The 23,642-nt window shown below is 53.7% G+C and carries 22 protein-coding genes and 1 other annotated feature; of the genes, 16 read left to right on the forward strand and 6 right to left on the reverse strand.

Annotated features, from left to right (window positions below):
- The first annotated feature begins 3 nt into the window (after positions 1-3).
- The 10 genes from yihA (at position 4) to KNO58_RS07265 (ending at position 11,553) form a co-directional block, all read left to right on the forward strand.
- A complete protein-coding gene (yihA, locus tag KNO58_RS07220; RefSeq protein ID WP_021066847.1) occupies positions 4-600 on the forward strand; it encodes a ribosome biogenesis GTP-binding protein YihA/YsxC in 597 nt (198 codons plus the stop codon).
- Between the two features lie 114 nt (positions 601-714).
- Positions 715-1,893, forward strand: a complete 1,179-nt coding sequence (locus KNO58_RS07225) for an AI-2E family transporter (RefSeq protein ID WP_214752637.1) — start codon at positions 715-717, stop codon at positions 1,891-1,893.
- A gap of 184 nt (positions 1,894-2,077) precedes the next feature.
- Complete coding sequence (gene hemA / locus KNO58_RS07230) at positions 2,078-3,421, forward strand: glutamyl-tRNA reductase (RefSeq protein ID WP_214752639.1); 1,344 nt, start codon at positions 2,078-2,080, stop codon at positions 3,419-3,421.
- A 58-nt stretch (positions 3,422-3,479) separates the two neighbouring features.
- Entirely contained in the window at positions 3,480-4,397 is a 918-nt protein-coding gene (gene hemC / locus KNO58_RS07235) for a hydroxymethylbilane synthase (protein WP_214752641.1), read from the forward strand.
- On the forward strand, positions 4,390-5,055 hold the full coding sequence (locus tag KNO58_RS07240) for a uroporphyrinogen-III synthase (protein ID WP_214752643.1): 666 nt from the start codon (positions 4,390-4,392) through the stop codon (positions 5,053-5,055). Before hemC ends, KNO58_RS07240 begins: the two co-directional genes overlap by 8 nt.
- Positions 5,052-6,032, forward strand: a complete 981-nt coding sequence (gene hemB, locus KNO58_RS07245) for a porphobilinogen synthase (protein ID WP_214752645.1) — start codon at positions 5,052-5,054, stop codon at positions 6,030-6,032. The genes KNO58_RS07240 and hemB overlap by 4 nt, the downstream gene beginning before the upstream one ends.
- Entirely contained in the window at positions 6,029-7,333 is a 1,305-nt protein-coding gene (hemL, locus tag KNO58_RS07250) for a glutamate-1-semialdehyde 2,1-aminomutase (RefSeq protein WP_029595852.1), read from the forward strand. The genes hemB and hemL overlap by 4 nt, the downstream gene beginning before the upstream one ends.
- Positions 7,334-7,380: 47 nt before the next feature.
- Positions 7,381-7,600: a binding site (T-box leader), on the forward strand.
- 55 nt (positions 7,601-7,655) lie between these two features.
- Positions 7,656-10,307 (forward strand): valine--tRNA ligase, encoded by a 2,652-nt coding sequence (locus KNO58_RS07255; protein ID WP_214752647.1) that lies wholly within the window; start codon positions 7,656-7,658, stop codon positions 10,305-10,307.
- A 94-nt stretch (positions 10,308-10,401) separates the two neighbouring features.
- Positions 10,402-11,175 (forward strand): hypothetical protein, encoded by a 774-nt coding sequence (locus KNO58_RS07260; protein ID WP_214752649.1) that lies wholly within the window; start codon positions 10,402-10,404, stop codon positions 11,173-11,175.
- Positions 11,176-11,205: 30 nt separating this feature from the next.
- Entirely contained in the window at positions 11,206-11,553 is a 348-nt protein-coding gene (locus KNO58_RS07265; RefSeq protein ID WP_214752651.1) for a short-chain dehydrogenase, read from the forward strand.
- A 32-nt stretch (positions 11,554-11,585) separates the two neighbouring features.
- Here the strand turns inward: KNO58_RS07265 and KNO58_RS07270 are convergent, their stop codons facing one another.
- The 3 genes from KNO58_RS07270 to KNO58_RS07280 form a co-directional block, all read right to left on the reverse strand.
- Positions 11,586-11,759 (reverse strand): hypothetical protein, encoded by a 174-nt coding sequence (locus KNO58_RS07270; protein WP_214752653.1) that lies wholly within the window; start codon positions 11,757-11,759, stop codon positions 11,586-11,588.
- On the reverse strand, positions 11,756-11,956 hold the full coding sequence (locus KNO58_RS07275) for a hypothetical protein (RefSeq protein WP_214752655.1): 201 nt from the start codon (positions 11,954-11,956) through the stop codon (positions 11,756-11,758). Before KNO58_RS07275 ends, KNO58_RS07270 begins: the two co-directional genes overlap by 4 nt.
- A 259-nt stretch (positions 11,957-12,215) precedes the next feature.
- Complete coding sequence (locus KNO58_RS07280; protein ID WP_214752657.1) at positions 12,216-13,652, reverse strand: protein adenylyltransferase SelO; 1,437 nt, start codon at positions 13,650-13,652, stop codon at positions 12,216-12,218.
- Between the two features lie 108 nt (positions 13,653-13,760).
- On the opposite strand from KNO58_RS07280, the gene KNO58_RS07285 reads away from it, so the two are divergent.
- Both KNO58_RS07285 and KNO58_RS07290 read left to right on the forward strand, forming a co-directional pair.
- Entirely contained in the window at positions 13,761-15,005 is a 1,245-nt protein-coding gene (locus tag KNO58_RS07285) for a bifunctional folylpolyglutamate synthase/dihydrofolate synthase (RefSeq protein ID WP_214752660.1), read from the forward strand.
- Between the two features lie 44 nt (positions 15,006-15,049).
- A complete protein-coding gene (locus tag KNO58_RS07290; RefSeq protein WP_214752662.1) occupies positions 15,050-16,573 on the forward strand; it encodes a hypothetical protein in 1,524 nt (507 codons plus the stop codon).
- 43 nt (positions 16,574-16,616) lie between these two features.
- On the opposite strand, the gene KNO58_RS07295 is transcribed toward KNO58_RS07290, so the two are convergent.
- The 3 genes from KNO58_RS07295 to KNO58_RS07305 are packed head-to-tail and all read right to left on the reverse strand — an operon-like array spanning position 16,617 to position 19,274.
- Complete coding sequence (locus tag KNO58_RS07295; protein ID WP_214752664.1) at positions 16,617-18,299, reverse strand: hypothetical protein; 1,683 nt, start codon at positions 18,297-18,299, stop codon at positions 16,617-16,619.
- A 14-nt stretch (positions 18,300-18,313) separates the two neighbouring features.
- Complete coding sequence (locus KNO58_RS07300) at positions 18,314-18,877, reverse strand: PilW family protein (protein ID WP_214752667.1); 564 nt, start codon at positions 18,875-18,877, stop codon at positions 18,314-18,316.
- Complete coding sequence (locus KNO58_RS07305) at positions 18,825-19,274, reverse strand: prepilin-type N-terminal cleavage/methylation domain-containing protein (RefSeq protein ID WP_029595841.1); 450 nt, start codon at positions 19,272-19,274, stop codon at positions 18,825-18,827. Before KNO58_RS07305 ends, KNO58_RS07300 begins: the two co-directional genes overlap by 53 nt.
- Positions 19,275-19,437: 163 nt before the next feature.
- On the opposite strand from KNO58_RS07305, the gene KNO58_RS07310 reads away from it, so the two are divergent.
- From KNO58_RS07310 to KNO58_RS07325, 4 genes are read left to right on the forward strand one after another with little or no spacing between them, the layout of a single operon-like run.
- Entirely contained in the window at positions 19,438-20,664 is a 1,227-nt protein-coding gene (locus KNO58_RS07310; protein WP_214752669.1) for a G5 domain-containing protein, read from the forward strand.
- Positions 20,661-20,942, forward strand: a complete 282-nt coding sequence (locus KNO58_RS07315) for a hypothetical protein (RefSeq protein ID WP_214752671.1) — start codon at positions 20,661-20,663, stop codon at positions 20,940-20,942. The genes KNO58_RS07310 and KNO58_RS07315 overlap by 4 nt, the downstream gene beginning before the upstream one ends.
- Positions 20,943-20,952: 10 nt before the next feature.
- Positions 20,953-22,602 carry a GspE/PulE family protein gene (locus tag KNO58_RS07320; protein ID WP_251026152.1) on the forward strand — a complete coding sequence of 550 codons (1,650 nt, stop codon included), beginning with the start codon at positions 20,953-20,955 and terminating at the stop codon, positions 22,600-22,602.
- 4 nt (positions 22,603-22,606) lie between these two features.
- Complete coding sequence (locus tag KNO58_RS07325) at positions 22,607-23,641, forward strand: type IV pilus twitching motility protein PilT (RefSeq protein ID WP_021066866.1); 1,035 nt, start codon at positions 22,607-22,609, stop codon at positions 23,639-23,641.
- The last annotated feature ends 1 nt before the right edge of the window (position 23,642 follow it).

Below are 23,642 nucleotides of genomic sequence, written 5' to 3' on the forward strand. Positions count from 1 at the left end.
ATAATGAAAATCACTAAAGCAGAATTTGTCACGAGTGCCGTCGCACCGGACCATTACCCGATTCACGAGTTGCCGGAAGTCGCACTTGCCGGACGTTCGAACGTCGGGAAGTCATCGTTCATCAACAAGATTTGTCAGCGCAAAGCACTCGCGCGGACGTCTTCGAAGCCAGGGAAGACGCAGACGCTGAACTTCTTCAACATCAACGATGAAATCATGTTCGTCGACGTCCCGGGCTACGGCTACGCGAAAGTTTCGAAGACGGAGCGGGAGAAGTGGGGCATCATGATGGAGCAATATTTGACGTCACAGAGCGCGCTTCGCGGCGTCGTCTTGTTGGTCGATATCCGTCATGAGCCGTCAAGCGACGATGTGACGATGTACAACTTCTTGAAGCATTACGAGATTCCGGTCATCGTCGTGGCCACGAAACTCGATAAAATCAAGAAGGCGCAGCGTCAAAAACATGAAGCGGCCGTCAAACGAAAGCTTCAGTTTGAATCGACTGACCGGTTCGTCGCGTTCTCGGCGGAGACGGCAGAAGGAAAAGACGAGGCGTGGAAAGCAATTTACGATTTATTGACACGCGAAGAAGATTGACCGAAGACGAGGGAACCCCCTCGTCTTTTTTGTTTTCAGGGTTACGTGAGCGGGTAAGTATCGTATAATTGTCCTAATTACATAAGACAAGAGAATAGAGAACGAGGTGGAAAGATGCAAATCATGTTTCAGAACAAATGGTACCGCTTTTTATTTTGGACGCTGACGATTTTCTTGGTCATCTGGGTCGGGACGGAAATTTCTTTCGTATTCGAACCGATTCAAGTCATTTTGGCGCTCGTCACGGTACCGCTCATCATTGCCGGACTTTTTTATTATTTCTTAGTAGGGATTGTCGATTTCTTAGAAAAACGGATGGAAGGCAAACGGCCGCTCGCCGTCGGGATTACGCTCGGCGGACTCGTGCTCGTCTTTACGCTTGTCTTCAGCATCCTTGGACCGGTGCTCGCGGAACAGGTGACGTCGCTCGTCAACGCGATGCCGAGCATCGCTAAAGAGTTGCAGGTACAGGCGTTCGCCGTCCGTGACTCGCTCATGCAAAATGAGTTCTTATCACGATTCATTGCCGAGAACGATGACATGTTCACTGACTTCACGAACAACGTGACGTCGTATCTCGGAGACGTCTTCGGGAATATCGCCTCGTCATTCGGTCGTCTGGTCGGCTTCATCACGTCGGCCGTCATCACAATCGTCGTCATCCCGTTCATGCTCTTGTACATGTTGCTTGACGGAAAACGTCTTCCGGACTCGATCGTGAAGTTGTTGCCGTCGAGTTATGAGACGGAGACACGCAAAATTTTGCATGACATGCACACGACGGTTAAAAACTACGTCCACGCTCAATTGATTGTGGCGTTCTTCGTCGGAATCACGTCGCTCATCGGGCTATGGATTATCGGCATCGATTACGCGATTCTGCTCGCGCTCTTCATGATGGTGACGAACATCATCCCGTACGTCGGACCGTTCCTCGGTGCGGCACCGGCCGTTGTTGTCGCCTTCATCCAAGACCCGATTAAAGTGCTCTGGGTCATCGTCGTCATTATCATCGTGCAACAGATCGAATCGAACGTCATCTCGCCGCTCATCCAAGGGAAGTCGCTCAAGGTGCACCCGCTGACGATTATCATCGTCTTGCTCGTCGCCGGGAACTTGGCCGGGATTATCGGGATGCTCATCGCGGTCCCATTCTATGCGGTGGCGAAGGTCGTCGTGAAAAACATCGTCCGCATCTACAAGCTGAGGGAACGGAAACATTACCTCGAAGCGGAGGAAGAAGAAAAGAAACAAGAGAGTTCAATCATCACCGATCCATCCTCTCTAAAATGAGGAATCAAGTAGAAATGGTCGCTATGTCCGTTTCTACTTTTTTATGTCACAAAAAGTTCTTATTTTATTTCAGGAAAATCAAACAGAAGATTATAGTTACCAGATAAGAACTGTTATAATGTACGGTAGAGATTGAAATAGAAAAGACAACCGTCGGTGGATTTTGGATGAGGGGAAGAGATACATGCATATTGTCGTCGTTGGACTAAATAACAAGACAGCCCCTGTCGCGATTCGGGAGCAGTTCTCGTTTGGGGAGCAAGAAATCGTGGATGCGATGATTGCACTTCGCGAAGAGAAAAGCATTTTTGAATCGGTTATTTTGTCGACTTGTAACCGGACGGAGCTATACGTCGTCACAGACCAGCTCCACACAGGACGCTATTATACAAAACGGTTTTTAGCGAACTGGTTCGATTTAGAGATGGACCAATTCACACCATACTTGTCGATTCGTGAAGGAGAAGAGGCGATTCGCCACTTGTTCCGCGTCACGTCTGGACTCGATTCGATGATCATCGGGGAAACACAGATTTTAGGGCAAGTGAAATCGAGCTTCTTCCGCGCCCAAGAGAATGGGACAACGGGAACGGTGTTCAACAAACTGTTCAAGGAAGCCGTGACGCTCGCCAAACGTGCCCATACTGACACGCAAATTGGGGAAATGTCGGTATCGGTCAGCGCGGCAGCGGTCACGCTCGCGCAAGAGATGTATTCGTCGCTCGACGACAAACAAGTCATGGTCGTCGGTGCCGGAGAGACAGGCGAGTTGACGACGCTCAACTTGTTCGAGGCCGGTGCGAAACAGATTGCCGTCTTCAACCGGACTGAAACTAAAGCGAAAGCTGTCGCCGATAAATTCAAAGGCCGGGCCCACTCGATTCGTGAGCTAGCCTGCGGCTTGCTCGACGCCGATATTTTAATCAGCTCGACCGGTGCGAAAGAAGCGGTCATCGCCTATGATGACGTCGCCGCAGCACAACTGCTCCGCCGAGAACGTCCACTGTTATTAATCGACATTGCCGTGCCGCGAGATATCGATCCAGCGGTCCGGGCGCTTCCGGGCGTCCACTTGTTCGATGTGGATGATTTGAACGGCATCGTCAATAAAAACTTGGCGGCCCGTCTCATCGAAGCCGAAAAGATTGAAATCAAAATCGATGAGGCGATTCAAGAGTTCCAAGCATGGCTCATCACGCTCGGTGTCGTGCCGATCATGAACGAATTGCGCGCCCGTGCGCTCAACATTCAAGAAGAGACGATGGAGAGCCTCGAGCGTAAGCTCGACCATCTGTCGGACCGTGATAAAAAAGTCATCGGCAAGCACATGAAGTCAATCATCAACCAGATGCTTCGCGAACCGATTGACTATATTAAAGACGCTGCCGCACAACCGGATGCGAACACACGCATCAATCAGTTCGTGGAGACGTTCGGCCTCGATGTCGACGTGCCGGACGCCGAACCGGAAACGGAAGAAGCCGAAGCGATGTCAGCGAAAGCACCACTTCGCGCCTTGATGCGCTAATACAAAACCAAAAAGGCGGCGACTCTCGTCGCCTTTTTTGATGAAGGGGATACCGATTATGCGTAAAATTATCGTCGGCTCGCGCCGCTCACAACTTGCGATGACACAGACGAAATGGGTTATCGATCAATTGAAGAAAGCCGGAGCTCAAAACGAGTTCGAAATCAAAGAGATCGTGACGAAAGGGGACCAAATCGTCGACGTGCAACTATCAAAAGTCGGCGGTAAAGGGTTGTTCGTCAAAGAGATTCAGCAACAGATGATTGCCGGTGACATCGATTTCGCCGTCCACAGCATGAAAGACGTTCCGGCCGAGTTGCCAGAGGAACTCTACATCAGCTGCATGCCGAAACGTGTCGACGCGCGTGACGTGCTCATCTGCGAGAACGGTTATACGCTCGAGACGCTTCCGGAAGGTGCCGTCATCGGGACGAGCTCGCTTCGTCGCGGTGCCCAGATGCTCGCAGCGCGCCCGGATTTAGACATCCAATGGATTCGCGGCAACATCGACACGCGTCTCAAAAAACTCGAGACAGAAAACTTCAACGCCATCTTGCTCGCCAAAGCCGGGCTCGAACGGATGGGGTGGACGGACCGTGTCGACTTCGAAGCGCTTGACGCTGACATGATGGTCCCGGCCGTCGGACAAGGTGTGCTCGCCATCGAAAGCCGGAAGGACGACGCTGAAGTGACGGCGATTCTACAATTGCTTCACGATGACGTGACGGCGAAAGCCGCAACGGCCGAGCGGACGTTCCTCAAGGCAATCGAAGGCAGCTGCCACGTACCGGTCGGCGGTTATGCGACGGTCGATGGCGACGACGTGACGCTCACAGGCCTCATCGCCTCGGTCGACGGCAAAGAAGTGCTCCGTGTGACGAAGACGTCGTCAGACGCGGTCGCACTCGGGAAAGACGTGGCAGACGACCTGCTCGGACGCGGCGGGCGCGAAATTCTCGCCTCGGTCAATGCGTGACGTCTGGTACACAGGGACAAAACGACTGACCGCTTCGCAGCGAGCCCGGCTCACCGCGAGCGGTCTTTCCGTTCATCACGTCCCGCTCATCGAGACGAGATTGACGCACAATCAGATGCCGATTCACCGATTCGATTGGCTCGTCGTGACGAGCCAGACGGCGGTGCCGGCCCTTCGTGACGTCCCGCGTGACGTCAAAGTCGCGGCCGTCGGAGAGAAAACGAAACAAGCACTCGAGGCCGTCGGATTCACCGTCGCGCTTATGCCGGAGACGTACACGGGCGAGGCGCTGTTCCGCGACCTTGCGACTGTCGTAAAAGCAGGCGAAGTCGTCCTGTTCGCCCGGGGCGACTTGGCGAATACGGCGCATATGGCACAACTTGAGAACGTCCACGACTGGGTCGTCTATGAGACGATTGGCCGTGAACTGACAGCGACGGAAGTCGAGGCGCTCGAAGGAATCGAGGCGCTCCTCGTGCTCAGCCCGTCCGCCGTCCATGCGCTCACGCAGTATCTCGATCATTTCCACGGGACGTGGTACGCCATCGGTGAAGTGACCGAGCGCGCCGTCCGGGAAGTGTCGACGTTACCGGTCCGAGTGCCTGAGTGTTATACTATGGATGCATTAATACAGCGTATAGGGGAGGATTTTTCATGAACCAGTTTGACCGTCACCGTCGTCTTCGTTCATCGAAGTCGATGCGTGCACTCGTACGTGAAAATCATGTTCGCAAAGAAGATTTGATTTACCCGCTCTTCATCATCGAAGGGACGGACATTAAACGCGAGGTCAGCTCGATGCCGGGCGTCTTCAACTTCTCACTTGACCGTCTCGAGGACGAAATCAACGAAATCGTCGACCTCGGCATTCAATCGGTGCTATTGTTCGGCGTGCCGGAACATAAAGACCCGGAAGGTACGGAAGCGTATCATGACCACGGCATCGTCCAAGAAGCGATCCGTAAAGTGAAAGAGTGGGCACCACAGCTCACGGTCATCGCCGACACGTGCCTGTGCGAATATACGTCGACAGGCCATTGCGGCATCGTGAAGAACGGTGACGTCGATAACGACGCGTCGCTACCACTTCACGTCCAGACGGCCATCACGCAAGCGCAAGCAGGCGCTGACATCATCGCGCCGAGCTCGATGATGGACGGCTTCGTCGCCGCCATCCGTGAAGGACTCGACCAAAACGGGTTCAACCATATCCCGATCATGAGTTACGGCGTCAAGTACGCATCGGCGTATTACGGACCGTTCCGTGACGCAGCGCAATCGGCACCTGGTGAAGGCGACCGCAAAGGCTATCAGATGGACCCGGCCAACCGCCGTGAAGCGTTCCGCGAATCACAATCGGACGTCGAGCAAGGCGCCGATTTCATGATTGTCAAACCAGCGCTCGCGTTCATGGACATCATCCGTGACATGCGCGACTCGCTCGATATGCCGATTGTGGCGTATAACGTGAGCGGAGAGTACGCCATGGTCAAAGCGGCTGCTTTGAACGACTGGGTCGATGAGCAACGCATCGTCATGGAGACGATGGTCGGCTTTAAACGGGCCGGTGCGGACCTCATCGTCACGTATTTCGCAAAAGACGTCTGTCGCTATTTGGAAGGAGACTACGCATGACCTACAAACAAACACGCTCAGAAGCGGCGTTCGAACAAGCACGTCCGCTCATGCCGGGCGGGGTGAACAGCCCGGTCCGTGCCTATAAATCAGTCGGCATGACGCCAATCTTCGCTGAACGCGGTGAAGGCTCACGCGTCTACGATATCGATGGCAACGAATATATCGATTACGTCCTCTCATGGGGACCACTCATCCTCGGCCACCGTGACCCTGTCGTCACGAAGGCGATTCAAGAGCAAGCCGAGAAAGGCTGGACGTTCGGGACACCGACCGAGCTCGAAACGAAAATGGCCGAGCTCGTCATCGAGCGCGTCCCATCGATTGAGATGGTGCGCATGGTCAACTCGGGTACGGAAGCGACGATGGCGGCACTCCGCCTCGCACGCGGCTACACGGGCAAGACGAAAATCTTGAAGTTCGAAGGCTGCTACCACGGTCACGGCGACTCGCTTCTCATCAAAGCCGGATCAGGCGTTGCGACGCTCGGTCTCCCGGACTCGCCGGGCGTGCCGAAAGACTTGGCGAGCCAGACGCTCACGGTGCCGTATAACGATTTGGATGCTCTCCGCATCGCCTTCGAGAAGTTTGGCGACGATATCGCTGGTGTCATCGTCGAACCGGCGGCTGGTAACATGGGCTTCGTGCCACCGCAACCTGGCTTCCTCGAAGGACTCCGCGAAATCACGGAACAGTACGGCTCGCTCCTCATCTTTGACGAGGTCATGACCGGATTCCGGGTCGGCTATAACTGTGCCCAAGGCTACTTCGGCGTGACGCCGGACTTGACGTGCCTCGGGAAAGTCATCGGCGGCGGCCTTCCGGTCGGTGCCTACGGTGGGAAACGCGAGATTATGGAACAAATCGCGCCGCAAGGACCGATTTATCAGGCTGGGACGCTCTCGGGTAACCCGCTCGCGATGATTGCCGGTTATACGACGTTGTCGCAACTCAAGCCTGAGCATTATGCCGAGTTCGAACGCAAAGCGGACCGTCTCGCCGAAGGCTATACGAAAGCGGCCGAGAAGTATAACATCCCGCACGACACGAACCGGGCCGGCTCGATGTTCGGATTCTTCTTCACGAACGAGAAAGTGACGAACTTCGAGAAGGCGAAGACGGCGAACCTCGACTTGTTCCGCGCTTACTATCAGAAGATGGCGGCGCGCGGCGTGTTCTTGCCACCGTCACAGTTCGAAGGATTGTTCCTCTCGACCGTGCATACGGACGAAGATATCGACTTGACGCTCGCAGCGGTCGAAGCGACATTCAAAGAGCTGCAACAAGAGTTTTCATTGTAATCTTGACGGAACCAGCTTCTGTCGCTACAATTGTTTAACAGATACGATTAAAAGCTACGATGAGGAATAGTACGCCAACAACATCCTTTTTCAGAGACGCGGCCGCTTGGTGCAAGGCCGCGAAGGATGGTGCGGAAGTCGCCTCGGAGCTGACCTTTTGAACGAAGTAGGAAGGTCCGGTCCATCGACCGTTATTCGATTTTGAGGGCGCCACATGTGGCGAACTAAGGTGGTACCGCGGAAGATACGGCTTCTTTCGTCCTTAGCGTTAAGGACGAGAGTAGCCGTTTTTTTGTCCACATTATTAGAGGAGGTTGGGCATATGGCCAACGAGACAAACGAAATCACCATGCCGACGAAGTACGATCCAAGTGCGACGGAAGCGAAATGGTATGACTACTGGTTAGAGAACGACGTATTCAAAGCAGACGAGGACGATTCAAAACAGCCGTACACGATCGTCATCCCGCCACCGAACGTAACAGGGAAACTTCACCTCGGACACGCGTGGGACACGACGCTCCAAGACTTATTGACGCGCCTCAAGCGCATGCAAGGCTATGACGTCCTTTGGCTCCCAGGGATGGACCACGCCGGTATCGCGACGCAGGCGAAAGTCGAACAGAAGCTCCGTGAGGACGGCATCATGCGCTACGACCTCGGACGTGAGAAGTTCCTCGAGAAGACGTGGGAATGGAAAGACGAGTACGCCGACACGATCCGTGCCCAGTGGTCAAAACTTGGTCTCGGTCTCGATTACTCACGTGAGCGCTTCACGCTCGACGAAGGACTCTCGAAAGCGGTCCAGGAAGTGTTCGTCCGCCTCTATGAGAAAGGCTTGATTTACCGCGGCGAATACATCGTCAACTGGGACCCGGCACAAAAGACGGCCGTCTCGGACATCGAAGTTATCTACCAAGAAGTTGAGGGTGCGTTTTACCACATGAAGTATCCGCTCGCTGACGGCTCAGGCCACATCGAGATCGCGACGACGCGTCCCGAGACGATGCTCGGCGATACGGCCGTTGCCGTCAATCCGAAAGATGAGCGTTATGCGCACCTCGTCGGCAAGACGATCATGCTTCCGGTCATGAACCGCGAGATTCCAATCGTCGCCGACGACTACGTCGATATGGAGTTCGGTACAGGTTGCGTCAAAATCACACCGTCGCACGACCCGAACGACTTTGAGATTGGGAACCGCCACGAGCTCCCTCGCATCCTCGTCATGGACGAAGGCGGCAAGATGAACGAGAACGCCGGCAAGTACGAAGGGCTCGACCGCTTCGAATGCCGCAAGCAACTCGTCAAAGACCTAGAAGCGGACGGCACGCTCGTCAAAATCGAGCCGCACACGCACTCGGTCGGTCACTCGGAACGTTCAGGCGCGGTCATCGAGCCGTATCTTTCGAAACAGTGGTTCGTCGACATGGAGCCGCTCGCGAAAGCAGCGCTCGAAGCACAAGGACATGACGATACGAAAGTCAACTTCGTCCCAGAGCGGTTCGAAGGCACATACCTCCGTTGGATGGAGAACATCCGCGATTGGTGTATCAGCCGTCAACTCTGGTGGGGCCACCGCATCCCGGCTTGGTACCATAACGAGACGGGTGAGGTATATGTAGGGAAAGAAGCACCGGCGGACAGTGAGAACTGGCACCAAGATGAAGACGTGCTCGACACATGGTTCTCGTCAGCGCTTTGGCCGTTCTCGACGATGGGCTGGCCGGACACGGACTCAGCCGACTTCAAACGTTACTTCCCGACGAGCGCGCTCGTCACGGGTTACGACATCATCTTCTTCTGGGTGTCACGCATGATTTTCCAATCGCTCGAGTTCACTGGGAAGCAGCCGTTCAACGACGTGCTCATCCACGGTCTCATCCGCGACTCGGAAGGCCGCAAGATGTCGAAGTCGCTCGGTAACGGCGTCGACCCGATGGAAGTCATCGACCAATACGGCGCGGACTCGCTCCGCTGGTTCCTCCTCACAGGATCGACACCAGGGAACGACCTTCGCTTCTATTGGGAGAAAATCGAGTCGACATGGAACTTCGCGAACAAGATTTGGAACGCGAGCCGTTTCGCCCTCATGAACATGGACGGCATGAAGTATGAGGACATCGATTTGTCAGGTGAGAAGACGCTCGCTGACAAGTGGATTCTCACACGCTTGAACGACACGATTGACCAAGTGACGCGTCTCGTCGACAAGTACGAGTTCGGCGAAGCCGGCCGTTACTTGTACAACTTCATCTGGGAAGAGTTCTGTAACTGGTACATCGAGATGGCGAAACTCACGCTCTACGGTGAGGACGAGGCGGCGAAAGCGACGACACGTTCAGTGCTCGCGTACACGCTCGACTCGATCATGCGTCTCATGCACCCGTTCATGCCGTTCCTCACCGAGGAAATTTGGCAGCACTTGCCGCACGAAGGCGACTCGATCGTCCGTGCGAGCTACCCGACACGTCGCGACGAGCTCCACTTCGCGGACTCGGTACCAGCGTTTGAAGCGGTCATGAACGTCATCCGTTCGGTCCGTAACATCCGTTCGGAAGTGAACGCTCCGATGTCGAAACCGATTCAGCTCTTCATCTCGACGTCAGATGAGGCGACGCAAGGTTACTTGAGCGCGAACGAAGCAACGATCGGGAAGTTCACGAACGCGACCGAGCTCGAAATCGGACGCGGCTTGACGGCTCCTGATAAGTCGATGTCGGCGATTATGACGGGTGCGGAACTGTTCATCCCACTCGCTGACCTCATTAACTTTGAAGAAGAGATCGCCCGTCTTGAAAAAGAAGTGGCGAAGTACGAGAAGGAAGTCGAGCGCGTTCAGAAGAAACTCGGCAACCCAGGCTTCACTGGCAAGGCGCCGGCTCACGTCATCGACGAAGAGAAGGCGAAAGAGAAAGACTACCTCGACAAACGTGACGCAGTCCGCGCCCGTTTGGAAGAGTTGCGTAAGTAAGACATCAACCTTCTTTGGAGACCTGTTCTCCGAAGAAGGTTTTTTTGTCGTTTGGTGGAATTTAGGAGAGGAGACGATATAAAGGTGACGTGACATGAGACGAATCGGAATGATGTTAAGTATGGCAGTGATGGGATTGAGTGGGTGTGTGGCGGAACGAACTGAGCCGATTGAACCGACGGAATCAGGAGTGACAATAAATGAAAGTGCAGAAGAGACGTCTTCCGAGGAGATTCCCGTAACGACGGACAAAGAAGTGTTCGGCTCGATGATTGAGGACGTGCCGAAAGGGACCGTTCGACTAGTCGATGCGGTCACGGCCCAATATACGCTTCAATATACGGATGGCACGTCCGAACGACCTTCGAAAGACGGTGTGATCTATGAAACCGTCATCGATGATCTCGGACTCATTGCCATCAAGTTACCAAACCGCGACGATTCGTTCGGCGTATTCAACTATTCACGGGGCGAGGAGTGGGGGTTACACGGGATTCAAAATTTTATGATTCCCGAGACGGCCAAAAAAGTCCGACACGGGTTGCACTTGCCTGAATCAGAGCTCTTTGTCACCCACTTCGAGATGAATCAGTTAGAGCGACCGGTGGAGATGTGGACGTTGTATGATGAGACGCAATGCATCACGATTTTAGTGACCGATGCGTTCAGTGTGGCAGACGGAGAATTGATTGAACGGCGGGACGTGTCAAATGAGCGGTATCGATTGAATCAACCGGAAGGGAACGGCTTGTTTTATGTAGATCAAGGCAAGCTCATCGTCGTGACGGGCAATGTGTCGGAAGAGGTATTGCTCGACCTATCGGACTCGCTGCCGGAGGCGTGGTCGGCTGAATTTCCGATAAAGTAAGCAATCATTCATTCAGGAGGAGGGAATATCATGCCATACACTCACGAATTCGGTGTGTTAGATTTACAAAACCGTCAATCGTCATATGATATGTATACGCCGGAACGCTTTGACTGTGTCTCGATGGATGGGGAACTAGTAGATGGTTTTATCGATGAGTTGAACCAGATGCGTACGTATTTCCACTCCTATGACCGTCCTGGATTTGGATTAAACGAATGCGGGATCACGCTCATTCCACATGAGTCATTGACGCTGTTCTATCAAGTGGTCAAACAGGCAATGTACACGCATGAATCAGACGAACTGCATCGACTCATCTCGAAAATCGCTCAAGCCCAAGTCGAACAGAAGGACATGATTCATTTTGGCCTTTGAGTCTTCAGACAAGAAGAACCCCCCGAGCGTCTTCATCGATGTTCGGGGGTTCGTTTGCGTCCAATGTGGATGATGCCAAATAGAGCGATGGCAATCAAGGTGTGAAAGATGAGCGGTTGAGGGTGGCCGATGCGGAAAAGATGCATGGCATAGACGACATAAAGGATCATGCCGCATCCTAGTAAAATTGAATAAAGAACTTTCATACGTCCTCTTCCTCTGGCTCTGTCCAAAACGGTAATCGTCCGTTCGTCACGAAGTAAGACGACGTGAGCAGGGCGCCGATTGCGAGTCCGGTGACTTGCGGATGAATCGACTGACCCGTAAACGACAAATAAAAACTGTAGACGAGATAAGATGTGGACACGACGATGATTGTCATGAGCAATACGGTCATCTTCATTTCGATTCATTCCACTCAAGGTTATTCAAGTGTCTCATAAAGGTAGAAAAGGAAACAGCAAAGAAAAAGGCAGGCATGAGCCAGGCCCAGCCGTCTAAAAAGGGTCCTTGCAATAGCTCGATTGACATCAAACAGGCAAAACCTAACGCGATGAGCGAAGTGAGTAAAAGCATGGTGGACCTACTAAAAGTGATGTAATCCACTTTACGTTCGAAAATGAAAAAGGTTCCAAAAAACCATCCCGCGAAAGCGAGATGGTTCATGTGCCACAAAACGTCTGATACGGATACGGTCGTGGCGGTCCTGGTGAAACATAGCGTCCATAGTCGGCTTCGTAATCGTACGGCTTCCGCAATACGTCGAGTAGGGCATGGGCTGGTCCAAAGTCACCGCGCTCGGCTGCCGTGAGGGCGGCCTCGACATGATGATTGCGCGGAATGACGGCCGGGTTATGCTGACGCATGAGCCGGGTGACGTCCTCATCCGGGAGACCTTGCTCTCCGAGGCGTTTTTGCCAAGCGGACAGCCACGCCTTTCCATCATCTTGCTTAGCAAAGGCAAGCGAATTTGTGTCGCCGAGCGTGAGCGCGCGGAACGTGTTCGTGAAGTCGGCCTCAGACTCCATCATGAGTCGGAGCAACTCGTCCGTCAGTTCATCGTCGCCATCTTTGCGGACGTAGAGCCCGATTTTATGGGCGAGCCCGGTGAAATACGCCTCTTTATACGTTTCCGTGTAGTCGTTTAACAGTTTGTTGGCAATCTCGACAGCGCCTTCTTGCGTGTCAGCGAGGAGCGGCAACAACGTCTCGGCCAGACGGGCCAAGTTCCAAGACCCGATATACGGCTGATTCGCATAGGCGTAGCGTCCCTCGCGGTCGATCGAGCTGAAGACGGTTTTCGGGTGATACGTATCCATGAAGGCACACGGGCCATAGTCGATTCCTTCACCGCTGATGAACGTGTTGTCCGTGTTCATGACACCGTGGATGAATCCGACGAGTTGCCAATCCGCGATGAGCTTCGCCTGGCGGGTGATGACGCGGCCGAGGAACTGTTCATAACGATTCGGCTGTCCTTCAAGGTCCGGGTCATGACGACGAATCGCATAGTCGGCGAGCGCGATGACGTCATCAATCGATCCGGCCGCAGAGGCATATTGGAACGTGCCCACGCGTAAGTGGCTCGACGCGACGCGCGTCAAGATGGCACCATGCTTCGGTCCTTGACGCATGATCGGCTCACCGGTCGTGACGACGGCGAGCGCCCGGTTCGTCGGGATGCCGAGGGCGTGCATCGCCTCACTGATGAGGAACTCGCGCACCATCGGTCCAACGGCGGCACGTCCATCACCACCACGTGAATACGCGGTCGGACCCGAACCTTTCAATTGAACATCGAAACGCTTTCCGTTCGGGGCGACATGTTCCCCGAGCACGAGTGCCCGCCCGTCACCGAGCATCGTGAAATGGCCGAACTGGTGGCCGGCATACGCTTGCGAGAACGACGTGTCGGTCTGGCGATTCCCAGCGAAGAGCGTGACGTCTTGGTGCGCTTCGTCGTCGAGGCCGAGCGTCCCGGCGAGTGATTCGTTCCAAAGGACGAGCTCGGGCTTGTCGACCGGATGGATTGGCCCCCGGTCGTAAAAGATGTCACGGAGATCGAGGTAGGTCGCCTCGAAATTCCAATTGGTTGTCATGGTGATTCCCCCTTCTTCGCCTCGAGTATAGCACAGCCGATTCCGTGCGTAGCGCTTCGCGAATTTTGGTAAGATGAGAGAGAAGTGTGAAAACGGGAGTGATGGAAGATGGAGACGAGACAAGATGTATTTGATTGGCTGCATGGCCAGCTACGGTTCGGGATTAAGCCGGGCCTGAAACGGATCGGGTGGATGCTGAACGAGCTACAAGTCAAGGAGTTACCGTCGATTCATGTGGCAGGGACGAACGGGAAAGGGTCGACGGTCGCTTTCTTGCGGGCGATGGCGATGAAACAGGGCTTGAACGTCGGGTCGTTCATCTCGCCGTATATCATCCAGTTCGAGGAGCGAATCATGTTGAACGGGGAGCCGATTCGTGAAGACGACCTCGTCCAAATCGCCAATCGCGTCCGCGACTGTGCCGCCAAGTCGCCGGAGACGTTGACGGAGTTCGAACTGCTGACGGTCATGGCCTGGCTCTATTTCTATGAGCAACAGCCTGACCTCGTCATTTGGGAAGTCGGGCTCGGCGGCCGCCTCGACTCGACGAACGTGTTGCAGAAGCCGCTCGCGACCATCGTGACATCGATTGGGCATGACCATCAAGGTATCCTCGGTGACACGCTCGAAGAGATTGCCCTCGAGAAGTTCGGCATCATGAAGCCGGGCGTGCCGATGTTCCATAGCTTGACGGAGCAGCGGTTGATTTCCTTGCTCGAACAACAAGGACGAGAGATGGATGCGCCGATACAAGACGTCACGTCACTCGTCACGTCAATTGAGGATGGGGCCGACACGGTCGTCACGTATGATGGGATGCCTCCGGTGACATTAGGTTTGACCGGACATCATCAAGCTTACAACGGGGCATGTGCCGTCGCCGTCGCGCACTATCTTGGCTGGAAGAAAGAAGCGATTCAAGCGGGACTCGAGTCGGCGCAACATCCGGGACGCTATGAACTGATCTCGAGACAGCCTCGCATCGTGCTCGACGGGGCGCATAACGCAGAAGGCGTCGCCGCGCTCGTCGAGCAATTGAAACTCGAGCGTGACGTGACCGTGCTCGCCGCCATTCTCGCAGACAAGGACCGCGAGGCGATGGTCGCGTCGCTCCAGACGGTGGCGGACGTCTATGAGACGACGTTCGATTTTCCGCGTACCCGAACGAAAGACAGTCTGATTGCCGACGGGGCCCGTTACGTGGACTGGCAGGATTGGTTGGCATCATGGCTCGAAACACCGAAATCCGAGACGCTCGTCGTGACCGGGTCGCTCTACTTCATCAGTGAGGTCAGAACCTATTTCCAAAGTTTGAAAAAAACCGCTTGTGAACAGGAAGAAAAAGGGGTATGAATTAACTGAAGAAGTGTGATGACAAACCGACTGGAGGCACAACGATGAAGAGGCAGCTAAGATCCAAGTACGGGTTCCTCATAGTGATAGGGATGGTCTTATTGTTGTTCGCATATACGTCAACGTTTGCGAATAATCAAGGAATCGTATTAAAAAATCCTATTAGTGATGAGTTAGAACGAAAAGTTACACCTGATGCGGTATTAGTAGGAGAAAAGGTTAAGTTGGAATATCGTTTTGCCTTAAATAACGTTCTTGATTTTGAAAAAGGTCCGAATATCAATTCGTATAAATACGTTGAATGGGCGGTAACCATTAATGAGACGATTCCGGAAGGTTTCGAGGTAAATAAGGCTGAAGTAGAAAAAAAGGGGCTTGTGTATTCTTCTGCTACACGTTCGTTGACAGGGACGGTTGAGATTATGTGTGGTAAGAAGAACTTGGGACTAGAATCTTGTAATGAATACAAAAATGAGGCGTTTTACGATTCGTTGACACTTGAGTTGACGGCTACGAAGCCAGGAACGTTTCAATTTACGAACGGTCGATTTTCTTATTCGTTAGAGGCAGATCACGCTGGGAACGGTAATGGTTCAGTAAAACATGATCGTTCAATTTCAGATCCAGGTAGCAAATTGCCTAGCTCAACTGTTACCGTTGAAGCATTGAATATCAAACTTCCATCAGAGTTGAATTTGTATTTGAATGAAACTGGAAACGTGAATGCTGAGATATCGACAGTAAAAGCGAAAATGCCTTCCACTGTAACGCTTAAATGGAGCATTGTGAATCCTGAAGTCGTAAAACAGACAAATGTCGCTAAGCAAAGTTTATCAGTTGAGGCGTTAAAAGTCGGAACGACGACGATTCAAGCTGTTTATGTTCATAGCAACGGATATGAATCGAAATCCCAACCGGTGACGGTAAAAGTCAGATTGCCTGATCTCGCAATTGACTCTACGGACAAAGTGTTATGGGTCTATCAAAATAAGAGTGGGAGCTTAGTGAAACAACAAGCAGTGTTGAACCTCACGCAATTAATTGGTGATAACCAAGTCGTCAACAATCCGTTCGATGCCACGTGGGCCGTGAACTCTACTGCACTCAGCATCGTATCGAGTCAAAACTCGACGGCGACGGTCCAAGCCGAACACGGAAGTACCGGGAACGTATCGGTAATCGCGGCTTTGACGAAATACCCAGGTCAAACAGAAACGTCTTTGATTGAAGTGAAAGAATACCCACAACGTGTCGCGACACCTAACGTTGTGTTATATATGTCGGACAGTCCTTACGAGTACCCTGTTAAGTTCTGGCCGGAGACGGCGAACGTGACGGGTTACGGACTCACAGTGTTAGAGGGTAAGGACGTGCTCAAAGCTGAAAATGGCGTATTGACACTCGTGAGGCCAGGAATCGCTAAGGTGGGGCTTGTAACGCAGGATGTGAGCGCCTCCTTTGAGGCGGGAGAAGGTCCTGAAGTTATCAGCCAGACGTTCTACGTTCAGGTCAAAGAAGGTGCCGATCCGAATCCAGGTACTGCGGAGCCATCAACTGATTTCTATTAATGACGCCACAGAAAAGAAGCTACTCACGCGAGTAGCTTCTTTATTATTGCTTCAGTTGTTGGCCGACAAACAGTTGCAACTGGTTCGTGACCGGTAGTGTAGTGATTTGTCGGAATACGCCTTCGTTGTATTCCATGACGAGACGAGATTTATCGACTTCAGCATAAGCGTCAACATTTCCCGGGGCGAAAGATGCTTGTTTATTTGCCTGTTCCGGCAACGATTTGAATGTGCCGCGGAACGTGTTCACTTCGAGTGGGCCTTTACTATATAGACCGCCTTTCATGTTGACGATTGATCCGACAGCATAGAGACGAGTCGGTTCAGTCGAGGCGCTGTACATGAACGCTTGTAGTGTAGAAGACGTGTTCTGGAACTCATTGATTCGGTTTAACAAAATTTTCCCTTTGGAGAGGAGTACGAGTGAACTGTCATTGCCCCCCGCGGTCGCCGGCAACAAGTCAGCCCCATCGATATACGTATCACCGAGCGCATATACCGTTGTATTAAAAGCGACCTTTCCACGAATCGTTAAATCGCCGTTAATGATCAGGGGGCGACTGATTGTGATCTCATTCAATGAATCGATGGTTACGTCGCCATCTAATAGAAGCGGGGTTGTCTTGCTAGCGATTGATTTTGAAATGACAATCGAGATACCGTCCTTGCCCGTATAGTTAGCGATTGCCTCCGGGTGTAGCCTCACGATTTGCATGCCAGTGATGGCATCTAATTTACCTTGATCGATCAAATTAGTTTTCAGCAATTCTGGTTTGTTCGAGTTAACGGGGCGATAGATTTGTTCGATGAATGGCTCATTCGTTCGAGTGATATTCGATTTAGCAAAGATTTCATCGGCCGGATTGGCATTATACGGGATGTCCGCCAAAGAACCCATAAACCGATTCACGTATTGAACGACCGAGTAACCGTAATTGAAATTGGAGAAGCTGCTTTCGACCGGACCAATCTCAGGTTCATGGTTCACACCTGGAGTAGTCGAGTTCGTGAAATAGTTCGGAGTTTCACAGCCGTCGCACGTCGCCCCGTTTCCGAGGTCAATGCGGCCATCGAGATAAAACCGGCTCGAAGCGCTATTGTTCAGCGTGTTGATTTGGTCTTTCAGTTGGTACTTCGCGTCGCGTTCGAGTGCGAGCTCCGTACCTGCAAACAAGTTCCCTTCAATCTTCGGTGGACCGTTGACCGTCAACGTGTCGTCCGACCCGAGCACATAATAGAGGAATGACGGGAGGGCCGTCACGTACACTTCCTGGCTATACGAGCTTGTTTGCATCGGCTGTTCCGGTTTCGCTTTCGTCGTCCCGGTCGCGGTCAACGTGAGCACCGTCGTGAACGGGGCGTTCGCCTGGTCCGCTGTCGAGCGGGTAATTGAGTAGCGGATATCGTTATCGCCCGATTGGCGCGTCCCTGCATACAACGTATCTTGTTTAAGTACAGTCTCGACTTTCGCCTGGAACAATTGCTCGTTCTCCATATATGGTTGGACGACGTTCGCATCGTGGAGCGGGAACGTCGCTCGGAGGTCGGCGACGAGCACATCGAGCACGCCTTTGACGTCGGTGTCGAGCTGTGTCTCGTCGACACGGAGATTCGTCTGCTTGTTCGTGGCCAAGTTGACTTGAATCGCTGCGAGCGAGAGGACGGCGAGTGCCGCCATCGTCACGAGGACGAGGATGAGGACGTAGCCTCGTTCATCTTGTTTCATTTGACTCCCTCTTTTCATAACGGGATAGTGCTCGTGAACGTTTTGACGAGCGTCGTATCTTCACGAGAGGCGAGTGTTACTTGAATTTCAATCAATCCAGAAGTGATATATGCCTCACGTCCGCGTCTCGGGTCGGTCACTTCGTCACGGAGGTCAATGTCGACGGCCTGAACGATGACGTTAGGGTTATTCGTCACAAAGCTCGAGGGGTCGAGCTCGAGCACGGCGTCCTCTATATAATCACCTTGCCGATACAGGATGCCTTCCGTCGAGATGCGTGGGGTATGGAGACGGTGGAACGAATATGTATCCCCGTTGACGGTCAAGGCGTCGAACTCGGTCCGGTTGATGTCTTGGAGGACACTCGTGATCAAATAGTCGGCCTCGCTTCGAAGCGAGCTCGTATCGTTCGTCAGACGGAAACCGAGCGAGCCGGACAAAAAGACGGTGATCACAATGCCGGCGAAGATGGCAGAGATGACGAGCGCGAGCAACAACTCGACGAGCGTGACGCCATCCTCACGGTCACGGAAGCTCTGGAACGTCCGTCTCAGGGAATTTATCTTGAAGCGTCGCATTCGTCACCACTCCTTTCAAGGTAATCGGTTGGAGCAACGTCTCCGAGGCGACGGTAATCTCGACGTTGACGAGGTCAGCGGCCGGCTCATTGCCCGGAGAGAGGATGGTCACATCGAAGGCGCGCCCGTTGATGGTGACATCACACAAATCACAGACGTTGGCCGGTGTTTGTTGGAGCGCCGCGATATCGATCGGGTCCCGTGTCTCGGCTGCCCGACGTTTCAACGTATTGAGCGTGTTTTGGGCGACTTGGTTCGCCACGGTCCGGTCAAGATCCGAGGAGGTGATTCGCAAGCTTTGGGAGAAGATATTCATGAGCGATAATGCCAGGATTGAGACGACGACGATCGAGACGAGTACTTCGACGAGCGTGAAACCTTGTTCGGAACGGTCCAACGCATTGACCTCCTTTTCAAAATTCATTTAAAGATAGGAAAAAAGAGACTTTTCACCTGAAATAATTGTTATTTTCTGTACAATGCATATTATACTAAAGTTACAGTGGGAACGGATAGTAATTCAAAAGTCTCATTTGACTTGAAATAGAGGGGGAAATGGAATGAAGCGATATGGGATGCATTTGTTCATCCTGGCGGGACTCGTGCTGCTCGTGTCATTGCCGACGATTGGGCTCGTGAACTATCTCGACGCCTCGGCGAAGACGACTGCTACATATAAAGAGACGACCGTGGCCGGTATCGACGTGTCGGGGATGACGAAGCAAGAGGCGGTCGTCCGACTCGATAACGCCATCAAAGACTTCAATAACACGCCGTTCACGGTGACGCTCGTCGATGGGACGGCACTCGAGGTCGGCAAGGACGTCGTCTCATTCAACGTCGATGCGACGCTCAAGACGGCTTCTGAACCAGGTACATATCCGCTCGTCACGACGGTCGACGAAGAGCGATTGACGCCTTACTTAGAGAATCAACCGGTGACGCTATCGATGGTGACACCACCGCTCGTCGAAGCGGCATCGAACTTGAACTCGGACGTTGTCCTCGAGATGACGGCGACGGAGAGCGAAGTCGTCGCCTCGATCACGGTGAGTCCGACACCAGCGATGCGCTCGGCACTTGAACGAATGAACGGCTTCGAGATGGAGGCGGGGGATATCTTCAGCTTGAAAGCGTTCGGGGAAGATTTTGACGCGCTCAGCACGCTCGGATCATCGATGTATCAATTGTTCGCGGCGACACCGTTCCAAATCCTCGAACGGGTGCAACATGAGACGCTCCCGTCCGGCATCGAGCTCGGCTACGACGTCAAAGTCGATGAACGCTCAAACTTCGCCGTCCAGAATACGGAACAGACGCCGTACGCGCTCATCGTGTTGGAAGAAGGGAACGCGATGACCGTCCAATTACTCGGCAAGATGTTCGTCGGCGCCTATGAATCGCGCGTCGAAGACGTGACGAGCGTCCCGTACCAAAATATCGTCCGCTTCTCGCCATCGCTCACGGCCGGCAGTTCGTCTGTGACCCAGTCCGGACAGACCGGCGAGTCAGGCAAGCTATACCGTGTCCGCATCACGGATACGGGCGAGTCGCTCGAACTGCTCGGATTCGATTTTTACGAGCCGATCCCGGAGATTGTGACGAAAAGTTCCGTCCCGCTTCCGCCTCCAGAGCCTGTCGAACCGGTCATCCCAACTTTCCCAGATGAAACACTGGAAGATGACCCGTTCGATGACGATGTAGAAGATGACGGATTGAATCAGTTTGAAGAACAGCCACCGGTTCATGACACGGATCCGGTACCAAGTGAGGGGGCAGTCGGATGATCGGATATTTGATTTTGATTGCCTTTTGGGTACTCGCCACATTGACTGTGTTCGCCTTGTCGATTCCGTACATTCGGAAACGCGAGACGAAAGGGGTCATCGTGTTGCTCGTCGCCGTGCTTTCGCTCGGCGTCTATAGCCTGTATGTTGAAGGGCTCGAGCGGACGTGGTGGGCGTGGGTCCTCCTCGCCCTCGGTTTGGCCGGCGGTGCGGCACTCAGTACGTTCATCGAACAGCGAGACGTCGCACAGGAGGTACCACAGAGGATGGTGAAGTAAGTTGAGAAGAATGAAAAAACGGCTCGGCGAGATGCTCGTCGAGGCGGGAATCATCACGCAAGCCCAGCTCGATGAAGCGCTCGCACAAAAGCGGACCGGGGAAAAGCTCGGGGATGCGCTCATGCGTTTGAACTATTTGACCGAGACCCAACTGATTCAAGTGTTGCACGAACAGTTGAACGTGCCGGTCATCTCATTATATTCAGAAGACATCAACGTGACCGTGACGAAACTCGTCCCGAAAGTCATCGCCCAAAAACATGACATCATGCCGATTTCGTTACAAGGGAACACCCTGTTCATCGCGACGGCGGACCCGCTCGACTTGATTGCCATCGATGACGTCAGGCTCCAGACCGGGATGAACATCGAGGTCGGGATCGCCACGCGCGAACAGATTCGCAAGACGATTGGTCGCTACTACGAGATGGACGCGTCACTCATCGAGATTTTAAAAGAAGAAGCGCCGGAACTCGAGCGCGAAGAGACGGCGTCGCGCGACGACGCGCCGGTCATCCGGCTCGTCAATCAGCTCTTCTTGAGCGCGATTGACCAGCGCGCCTCAGATATCCACTTTGACCCGCACGAGAAACAGTTGTACGTTCGTTTCCGGGTCGATGGTGACCTCCGGACCGAGGCGATTTATCCGAGAAAGATTCAAAGCGTCATGCTGACACGGCTCAAGGTCATGAGTAACTTAGACATCACCGAGAGCCGTTTGCCGCAGGACGGACGCATCAAATATACGCTGCGGGGCCGCCCGTACGACTTCCGCGTCTCGACGCTCCCGACGATGTATGGCGAAAAAATCGTCATCCGGGTGCTCGATTCTTCGGAAGGGTTGACCGATTTGACGAAACTCGACTTCGGCGACCAGAACGAGACGGTGTACCGCGACATGTTGAAACGGCCGAACGGGATTATCCTCATCACCGGGCCGACCGGATCAGGGAAGTCGTCGACGCTCTATGCGTCGCTACGCGAACTGAACGATGAATCGAAGAACATCATCACGGTCGAAGATCCGGTCGAGTATCAGCTCGACGGGATCAACCAAGTCCAGGTAAACACCAAGGTCGGCTTGACGTTCGCGTCGGGTCTGCGCTCGATTTTGCGACAAGATCCGAACATCGTCATGGTCGGGGAGATTCGTGACACCGAGACGGCCGAGATTGCCATCCGGGCGTCATTGACCGGTCACTTGGTGTTGTCGACGTTACATACGAACTCGGCCATCAGCTCGATCACCCGCTTGATTGATATGGGGGTCGAACCGTTCCTCGTCGCCGCCTCGACGTCCGGACTTGTCGCTCAGCGGCTCGTCCGTCGCGTCTGTCGGGACTGCGGGCACGAACAGCCGGTGTCGAAACGCGAACAGGAACTGTTTGCTGCTGAAGGCGTCCCCGTTGAAAGGATCATGCGTGGCAACGGTTGCGCCTCGTGTAACTTCACGGGGTACCGTGGACGGCTCGCCATCCATGAGGTCGTGCCGATTGATGAAGGATTACGCCGGTTGATTATGAACCAGGCGACGGAGGCCGAAATGGTCGCTTATGCGAGAGCACAAGGCGTCCGCTTCCTCCTCGCCGATGGACTTGAGAAAGTCGCACTCGGACTGACGAACACCGAAGAAATATTGAGAACAGTGATAACGGAGTGAGCCTATGATCCATCAGTCGATTGAAGTGATTTTAACGAAAGCGGTCGAACAACGCGCCTCGGACATCCATTTGACCGCCGGCTCGCCGCCGATTATTCGGGTCGACGGCAGCCTCATCACGATGGGTGACGAGAAAGTGTTGCCGCTCCATATCGAGAGTTATTTGAAAGAGATCATGACCGAAGAGATGCGGGGCCGGCTCGAGATGCAGCGTGACCTCGACTTCTCGTTCGGGGTCCCGCGCGTGTCGCGGTTCCGCGTCAACGCCTATTACCAACGGGGCACGGTCGCGATCGCGTTCCGGTCCATTTCCGGGGAAATCCCGACGATGAACGAGCTCGATTTGCCGCAAGTGTTAAAGCGGTTGATTGAGAAGCCATACGGCCTCATTCTCGTCACAGGACCGACGGGGTCGGGGAAGTCGACGACGCTCGCCGCGATGATTCATGAGATTAACCGGACGCAGCGCAAGCGCATTATCACGCTCGAAGATCCGATTGAGTATTTGCATTCGCACGATCAGAGCATCGTCGACCAGCGCGAGATTGGCTCGGACGTCATGAAGTTCGTCGACGGTCTTCGGGCCGCGCTCCGGCAAGACCCGGACGTCATCTTGCTCGGCGAGATGCGTGACCTCGAGACAATTTCGACGGCGATGACGGCCGCTGAGACGGGGCACCTCGTCATGGCTACGCTCCATACGTCGAGCGCGATGTCGACCGTCAGCCGTGTTATCGACGCGTTCCCGGCCGAGCAACAGGACCAGATTCGGACCCAGCTCGCCAACGTCCTGCTCGGTGTCGTCAGTCAGCGTCTTTTCCCGCGCGTCGACGTCCCGAAAGGTCGTGTCGCCGCGATGGAGATTATGATTGGCAATCCGGCCGTCGCCAACTTGATTCGGAACGAGAAGGAGTTCCAACTCCCGACCGTCATCCAGACGAACCGGCAGAACGGGATGCAGACGATGGACATGGCGATCGAACAGCTCGTCCGTCAAGGAGTCATCAACCCGAACGCCGTACCAAATGAAGAGAGGTGAC

Source organism: Exiguobacterium sp. J17977 (assembly GCF_018616375.1).
Lineage (GTDB): Bacteria > Bacillota > Bacilli > Exiguobacteriales > Exiguobacteriaceae > Exiguobacterium > Exiguobacterium mexicanum.